An 8667-nucleotide genomic window follows, 5' to 3' on the forward strand; every position below is an offset into this window, starting at 1 on the left:
CATATTTAATTCCATTCGAGCGGAACGCCATATATTTAAATATGTTGCGAAAAGAGATTATATACCATAATTTTATTATTTTTATACCAAACAAATCATTTAAACGATCAAACATGAAACTATTTTCATTTTTCATTTCCATTATTTTCCTGTTGAGTATTCCAAAGGCATTTGCTCAACACGAGGCACAGTGGATGCGTTATCCCGCCATTTCCCCGGACGGAACGACCATCGTTTTCTGTTACAAGGGAGACCTATTCACGGTAGACAGCAAGGGAGGAAAAGCTACGCAACTCACGACAAACCCGGCTTACGACACCCAACCGATATGGTCCCCGGACGGTAAAAGCATCGCATTTGCTTCGGATCGAGCAGGCGGCCTTGATGTTTATATCATGCCCGCGACAGGAGGTTCTCCTACCAGACTTACATTTCATTCCAATTCCGAGATTCCGGTATGTTTTACTCCAGACGGAAAAAGTATTATTTACAGAGCAACGATCTTACCCGATGTCCATTACACCCAGTTTCCCAACAGCGCACAAATGTATCGCATTCCCGTAGAAGGCGGAAGACCGGAACAATTTCTGACTTTTGAGGCTTACGATATTCATTTTAATAAAAAAGGAGACCGGATCGTTTATCATGACCGAAAAGGCTACGAAGATAATTGGCGGAAACACCATACCTCTTCTGTCACCCGCGATATCTGGTTACACGATCTGAAAACGGGCAAATTCACTAATATCACGAACAAAGAGGTTGAAGACCGGAATCCTATTTTCACGAAAGATGAAAAAAGCATCTATTTCCTAAGTGAACGCTTCGGGGATTTCAATGTATGCAAATTATCGCTCGAAGATCCTTCACAAGTAAAACAATTGACCAAACACCGTAAACATCCGGTACGTTTTCTCTCCATGTCAGATAACGGGACCCTATGTTATTTTTACAACGGAGAAATTTATACCTGTAAAGAAGGCGAACAACCTCAAAAACTGACCATCCAAATCACAACCGATGAGATAGAACCGAGCTCAATCTTACAAAATTTAACTTACGGGGCAACAGAAATGGCATTATCGCCCAACGCAAAAGAGATTGCTTTCGTCCTCAGGGGAGATATTTTTGTCAGTTCTGTCGAATACGGCACAACGAGACGAATCACTAATACCCCGACACAAGAACGCTCCGTAAGTTTTTCTCCGGACGGACGATCTTTAGTATACGCTGGAGAACGAAACGGAGGCTGGAACATCTATGTTTCCTCCCTGACGGATAGTACGGATCGCTCGTTCACATATGCAAAAGAGATCAAAGAATCTCAAATCACAAACAGTAAAAATGCCTGTTTCCAACCGGCTTTTTCTCCGGATGGAAAAGAGATCGCTTATTTGGAAAACAGAACCGAAATCAAAGTGATCCAGCTTAAAAACAAAAAAACAAGAACCGTATTAGACGGAAGATACAATTACTCTTACGCGGATGGAGATCAATGGTATCAATGGTCCCCGGACGGGAAATGGATATTGGCGCAATATTTTGAAAAAGGAGGCTGGCAATATACAGACATCGCTCTTATCAAAGCCGACGGTAGCGGAGAAATACATAACCTGACCAATAGCGGATACAATGATAGTAATCCTAAATGGATGATGAACGGCAAAGTGATCATCTGGTCTACCGACCGACAAGGATACCGTAGTCACGGAAGCTGGGGTTCCCAATACGATGTTTATGCCCTGTTCCTGGACTCGGAAGCCTGGGATGAATTCAAAAGAAACAAGGAAGAATCGGCCTTAGCCAAAGAGATGACAAAGAACGCTAAAAAACAGAAAGAAGAGAAGACGACGGGGAAAAAAGATAAACTTCCCGAAATGAAGATCGACTTTAACAATCTGGAAGATCGTATAGCTCGTCTCACGATCAATTCTTCCAATTTAGGAGACGCTATTTTAACAAATGACGCGAACAAACTCTTCTACATGAGTCGTTTCGAAGGAGGCTACGACCTATGGGTCAGAGATCTCAAAGAGGGAAGCACCCGTATCCTATCCAAGTTAAACAGCCGTTATGCCAGCCTGGAAATGGATAAAGAAGGTAAAAACATCTACATGTTGTCGGGCGGACGCCTCAGCAAAATCGACGTCAATTCCGGAAAAGTAACCCCTTTGCCATTCAATGCCGAATTAGAACTCCAAAAAGCAGCCGAACGCCAATACATCTATGAACATGCCTGGAGACAAGTAAAAGATAAATTCTATGATCCGGATCTTCATCAATTGGATTGGAATTTTTATAAAAAAGCCTACGAGCGTTTCTTGCCGCATATCAATAACAATTACGATTTCGCTGACCTGCTTAGTGAATTATTAGGCGAACTAAATGCCTCCCACACGGGTGCAAGATATTTCGGAACATACAGCAAAACTCAAACAGCCTCCCTGGGAGCCTTTTATGACTCCAAATACAAAGGTAACGGTTTAAAAATTGAAGAGATTATCGAGAAAGGCCCGCTTGTTTCCGCCGACACCAAAATCAAAGCAGGAACAATCATCGAAAAGATCAACCAGCAAGAAATCAAAGCAGGAGAAGATTATTTCCAACTATTACAAAATTTAGCGGGGAAAAGAGTCCTTCTTTCCCTTTATGATCCGACGACCAAGGCACGTTGGGAAGAATACGTGAAACCCATTTCATCAAGACAAGAAAACGCCCTGTTATACAAACGTTGGGTAAAACAACGTAAAGTTTTGGTAGATAAATTATCGCAAGGCAGAATCGGTTATATACATGTCAAAGCTATGAACAGTCAAAGCTTCCGGGAAGTTTTTTCCGAACTATTGGGACGTTACCGTAACCGGGAAGCCATTATTATCGACACCCGTTCGAACGGAGGAGGCTGGCTTCATGAAGACCTTCTAACGCTATTAAGCGGTAACATATACGCCCAATTCGTCCCCAGAGGGCAATACATCGGCCGGGATCCTCTATTCCAATGGGCCAAACCTTCCGCGGTAATCATGAGCGAAGACAATTACAGTAATGCACACGGTTTCCCGTGGGCCTACAAAGAGATGAAGCTCGGTAAATTAGTCGGTATGCCGGTTCCCGGAACCATGACTGCCGTATGGTGGGAACTTCAACAGGACCCGACCCTTGTATTCGGTATCCCTCAAGTGGGTATGAAAGATAACCAAGGGCGCTATTTGGAAAATCTTCAATTGGAACCGGATATAAAAGTCAATAACGATCCGGCGAATGCCATAAAGGGAAGAGACCTTCAGGTCGAGGCTACCGTTAAAGCCTTACTGGAAGATCTCGATAATAAATAAAATAAGAGAGCAACTCACCTTATATTGAGTTGCTCTCTCTAACTACTCTAATCCGCTAACTTCCCGCCTGCTCCCATCGACAACTTATTCATCGTTTCGTATCTACTTCAGGCCGATCGTGGAAAACAAGATATGCCACCTTCTATTTGGGAAACATAGAATACGATTATACTTTTCCCTGTATACCCACTCATTCTTACGATACTCACGATACAAATCATACGAGACTTAAAAATTCCCGCACTTTCTCTTTCAACACGCCAACCCGGATCGGTTTCGTGATATAATCATTAAAACCGCTATGATAAACCCGTTGTTCATCTTCAGCAAAAGCAAAAGCCGTCACGGCAACAATAACGACACGATCAGATAATTTACGTATCTCCCCCGCAGCCTCATAACCTCCCATCTCCGGCATTTTCAAATCCATCAATACCAAAGACGGAAGATATTCCTTATACAATTGAACAGCCTCTCTTCCATTCAACGCGTGAAGAAGGTTGTAATCCTTCTGTAATACGGTTTCATATAATTTATAATTATCCGAATTATCCTCTGCAATGAAAATGGCTGGTCTCTGGTCACGCGGGACATTTGCTAAACAACCACCAGTCTTCTCCGGAGGCTTGATGGAATTTATCGGCTCTACCGGAACATACGGAATGGTAAACCAAAACAGAGATCCTTCGCCTTCCGCAGACTCCACTCCAATATCTCCACCCAAACGTTTCACTATGGTTTCACTGATTGCCAAACCCAAGCCCGTACCTTGCGCAAAATTATTCAATTTCACAAAACGCCCGAACACCAGTTCCAATTTGTCCGTCGGAATACCGCAACCGGTATCTGCTATATAAAAATACAGATAACCATCTTCCTGTAAACGATACCCTAACCGAATCTCTCCTTGCTCCGTAAATTTAATCGCATTCGTAACAAAATTATTAATGACTTGTAGTAACCGATTCTTTTCCGTTCGAACGATACACGACGGCATCCGCTCGGTAAAAGCAACGGAAACCCTATCGGCATTTACTCTTAATCTTGTCATCTGCTCTATCTCTTCAAGCAACTGATCTATATCTACATCAGAATAAATAAACTCCAACGTGCCGGCCTCAATTTTCGACAAATCCAGTATATCTCCGATTAGTTGTAATAATAAAGCGTTATTGTGTTCAATAATACTTAAGTACTCTTGCTTTTCCTCCTCGCTATCTGTTTGAGCCAACACATTCGAAAAACCGACAATTGCATTCAAAGGAGTTCGAATCTCGTGACTCATGTTCGCCAGAAAGGCCGATTTCAAGCGATTACTCTCCTCTGCTTGCTCCTTGGCTAATAATAAATTCTGTTCCAGCCTCTTCCGTCCAGTAATAACGACACTCGAACCAATGATCGTCTTGGGTTTCCCCGACAAATCGTATTCATAAACCGCTCCCTGCTTTTCTATCCACTCGTATTCTCTATCATTATACCAATGTACTTGGTAAACTTCACGAAAACTTTTCCGTTTCCCATTCAACAAATCGGTAAAAACGGACATCATATGTTCTCTGAACTCCGGATGAATGGAATTGATATATTTTTCTACCGAACAATAATATTTTCCGTTAATAGGTTTCGGTTGACTTTCATGATGATAAATAAAATAATCGCAAGAAAATATCTGAGTAGGGACATCGCAATCCCAAGGCAAAACATGGGAAAGACTCAACACGGAAGATAGGATAGAATTGGTTATTTCCAGTTTCTCTTTTGCTTCCATTAACGAAACTTCCATTTTCTTATGCTGATCGACAGAAGCTATTGTGCCTATTGATTGAACAGGTATTCTTGACTTTTTATTACAAAAAGAAATTATTTTCGAAACTATGCCCATAATCTTGTATATTAGTCATCCATACAGCACAAAAGCTTTCAAACAGACCCAAATCGCATCTATTTAGCCGTCGTTTGACACTATATCGAAATAATCCTCAAATGTATTTATAATAAAAGAAAAACATCCATTATTTATCATATAATTTTCAATAGTTTACTTATATGCCCATTTTTCTTAAACCGGCGCACTTTGGGGAATAACAACTTTAGAGGAATAGATGTGCTATCCATTGTAAACCAAGAGGATAAATTAAAAGACTCTGAGATTAGAGATTAGAATTTAGCATAAAAAAAGAGCCACGAGAGATCGTGGCTCTTATCTAAATCGTAGCGAGATCCGGGATTGAACCGGAGACCTCATGATTATGAATCATGCGCTCTAACCAGCTGAGCTACCTCGCCAGAGAAAAATCGCCCTAATAAATTAGAACGATTTTTTAAATTCGGCATCGACCTACTCTCCCACCTCGCGGCAGTACCATCGGCGCTAACGGGCTTAACTTCTCTGTTCGGAATGGGAAGAGGTGGATCACCGTCGCTGTAGATACCTTTTAATACCTTTTAATACCTTTAAAAAAAATTCAACGTCTATAGCGTCAAACCTAAAGCTAGTTGAATGGAGAGGGACATCGAACATAGAAATGAAACAACCGACAGAGTCTATCGGGTTATTAGTACCGCTCGGCTGTGCCGTCACCGGCTTTACACCTGCGGCCTATCAACGTCGTCGTCTACAACGACCCTAAACGGAGATCTCATCTTGAGGCCGGCTTCGCGCTTAGATGCTTTCAGCGCTTATCCGATCCGCGCGTGGCTACCCGGCGGTACGACTGGCGTCATAACCGGTTCACTAGAGGCGCGTCCAACCCGGTCCTCTCGTACTAGAGTCAGGACCTCGCGAATCTCCAACGCCCACGACAGATAGGGACCGAACTGTCTCACGACGTTCTGAACCCAGCTCGCGTGCCACTTTAATCGGCGAACAGCCGAACCCTTGGGACCTTCTCCAGCCCCAGGATGTGACGAGCCGACATCGAGGTGCCAAACCGCCCCGTCGATATGAGCTCTTGGGGGCGATCAGCCTGTTATCCCCGGAGTACCTTTTATCCTTTGAGCGATGGCCATTCCACGCTGGAACCACCGGATCACTATGCCCCGCTTTCGCGCCAGATCGACTTGTGTGTCTCCCTGTCAAGCACCCTTGTGCCATTGCACTCTACACTTGATTACCGAACAAGTTGAGGGTACCTTTGGAAGCCTCCGTTACGCTTTTGGAGGCGACCACCCCAGTCAAACTACCCACCACGCGGTGTCTCTATCTCTAGATTAGATCCCAGACAAGGGAAGGGTCGTATTTCAACGATGACTCCATGATTCCTGACGAAACCACTTCTATGTCTCCGACCTATCCTACACGTCCCGTGACCGGGAACAACGCGAAGCTGCAGTAAAGGTTCACGGGGTCTTTCCGTCCCGTCGCGGGTACCCGGCATCTTCACCGGAACTACAATTTCACCGAGCTCGTGGCCGAGACAGTGCCCAGATCGTTACACCATTCGTGCAGGTCGGAACTTACCCGACAAGGAATTTCGCTACCTTAGGACCGTTATAGTTACGGCCGCCGTTTACCGGGGCTTCAATTAGGAGCGTCGATCTCTCTTACCCCTCCTCTTAACCTTCCGGCACCGGGCAGGTGTCAGGCCATATACGTCATCTCGCGATTTGGCATAGCCATGTGTTTTTGGTAAACAGTCGCCTGGGCCATTTCTCTGCGGCTCTATCACTAGAGCGTCCTTTATCCCGAGGTTACAGGACCATTGTGCCTAGTTCCTTGGCCACGATTCACTCGAGCGCCTTGGTATACTCTACCCGACCACGTGTGTCCGTTTACGGTACGGGTCCTTCACGGTTGAAGTTTAGCGGGTTTTCTTGGGGGTGAAATTACGGGTACTATCCGCTTGACCGGGGTCTCGCGGTACTATCGCCTTTCGCCTCGGCAGGCGTGCTTTACTACCTGCCTCAAAGGGTACGGGCTTCAACGTGCCATTCCGTCGGCACGCGACCCTGTCATCGCCCCGTCACCGCGTCACGCCGTGAAGAAGTACGGGAATATTAACCCGTTCGCCATCGGCATCCCCCATCGGGTTAGCCTTAGGGCCCGACTGACCCCCGGGTGATTGACATTGCCGGGGAATCCTTGGTCTTGCGGCGTGGAGGGTTCTCGCCTCCATTATCGTTACTTATGCCTACATTTGCTTTTCCTGACGCTCCACGACACCTCGCGATATCGCTTCGACGCTGACAGGAATGCTCTCCTACCGACGTACCATTTTAGTACATCCTATAGCTTCGGTTGACGTTTTATGCCCGTGTATTATCCACGCGGGAGCGCTCGACTAGTGAGCTGTTACGCACTCTTTAAATGAATGGCTGCTTCCAAGCCAACATCCTAGCTGTCTAGGCGATCCCACCTCGTTTATTCAACTTAAACGTCAATTCGGGACCTTAGCTGATAGTCCGGGTTATTCCCCTCTCGTCCGCGGACCTTAGCACCCGCGGGCTCGCTCCATCGATTTAAAGTTACCGCATTCGGAGTTTGGCCGGATTTGATAGGCGGTGAAGCCCTCGCGTCCAATCAGTAGCTCTACCTCGGTAACGAAACTCGACAGGCTGCACCTAAATGCATTTCGGAGAGTACGAGCTATTTCCCAGTTTGATTGGCCTTTCACCCCTACCCTCGCCTCATCCGAAAACTTTTCAACGTTTACCGGTTCGATCCTCCAGATGGTGTTACCCATCCTTCAACCTGGACAAGGGTAGATCACAAGGTTTCGCGTCTAGCGCCACTGACTTTACGCCCTATTAAGACTCGCTTTCGCTTCGGCTCACGGGCCTAAAAACCCTTAACCTCGCCAGTGACGACTAACTCGTAGGCTCATTATGCAAAAGGCACGCCGTCACCACATCACGTGGCTCCGACCGCTTGTAGGCGCGCGGGTTCAGGGTCTATTTCACTCCCCTGCTCGGGGTGCTTTTCACCTTTCCCTCGCGGTACTGGTTCACTATCGGTCTCTCGGGAGTGTTTAGCCTTACCGGGTGGGCCCGGTGAATTCAGGCAGGATTACTCGTGTCCCGCCCTACTCAGGATTCCGTTATCAAGAAAGGGGACCAGGCGTACTGGGCTATCACCATCCACGGCGTCGCTTTCCAGCGACTTCTGCCATCGCCAATCCTCGATTTTTCACGGTCCTATAACCCCGCTAGCGCCTCGACGCCAGCGGTTTGGGCTACGCCCCGTTCGCTCGCCGCTACTGGGGGTATCACTGTTGTTTTCTTTTCCTGCGGGTAATGAGATGTTTCAGTTCCCCGCGTTCGCCTGCTAAATATAGCATGACACGCGTCCAGCGTGCCGGGTTGCCCCATTCGGAAATCCCCGGATCTATCGCTT

Annotated in this window: 2 protein-coding genes, 1 tRNA gene and 2 rRNA genes; 1 reads left to right on the top strand and 4 read right to left on the bottom strand. The window is 46.0% G+C overall.

All coding sequences use genetic code 11. The features are described from left to right. The first annotated feature begins 113 nt into the window (after positions 1-113). Positions 114-3335 carry a S41 family peptidase gene (locus tag BN3283_RS09935; protein ID WP_059026553.1) on the top strand — a complete coding sequence of 1074 codons (3222 nt, stop codon included), beginning with the start codon at positions 114-116 and terminating at the stop codon, positions 3333-3335. Positions 3336-3552: 217 nt separating this feature from the next. Here the strand turns inward: BN3283_RS09935 and BN3283_RS09940 are convergent, their stop codons facing one another. The 4 genes from BN3283_RS09940 to BN3283_RS09955 all read right to left on the bottom strand — a co-directional run bounded on the left by BN3283_RS09940 (position 3553) and on the right by BN3283_RS09955 (position 8622). Continuing rightward, complete coding sequence (locus BN3283_RS09940) at positions 3553-5118, bottom strand: ATP-binding protein (RefSeq protein WP_286137637.1); 1566 nt, start codon at positions 5116-5118, stop codon at positions 3553-3555. 429 nt (positions 5119-5547) lie between these two features. Further along, a tRNA-Met gene (locus tag BN3283_RS09945) sits at positions 5548-5621 on the bottom strand. Positions 5622-5660: 39 nt separating this feature from the next. Continuing rightward, positions 5661-5771: ribosomal RNA gene (rrf, locus tag BN3283_RS09950) — 5S ribosomal RNA — on the bottom strand. A gap of 108 nt (positions 5772-5879) precedes the next feature. Next, positions 5880-8622, bottom strand: a 23S ribosomal RNA gene (locus BN3283_RS09955). Positions 8623-8667: the final 45 nt, after the last annotated feature.

Origin of the sequence: Gabonibacter massiliensis, assembly GCA_001487125.1 — a bacterium.
In the GTDB taxonomy this organism is placed as follows: Bacteria; Bacteroidota; Bacteroidia; order Bacteroidales; family Marinifilaceae; genus Gabonibacter; species Gabonibacter massiliensis.

Excerpts from the sequence above, each read along its gene's own strand:
- BN3283_RS09935 (WP_059026553.1), top strand. The coding sequence starts at position 114 with ATGAAACTATTTTCATTTTTCATTTCCATTATTTTCCTGTTGAGTATT.
- BN3283_RS09940 (WP_286137637.1), bottom strand. The coding sequence starts at position 5,118 with ATGGAAGTTTCGTTAATGGAAGCAAAAGAGAAACTGGAAATAACCAAT.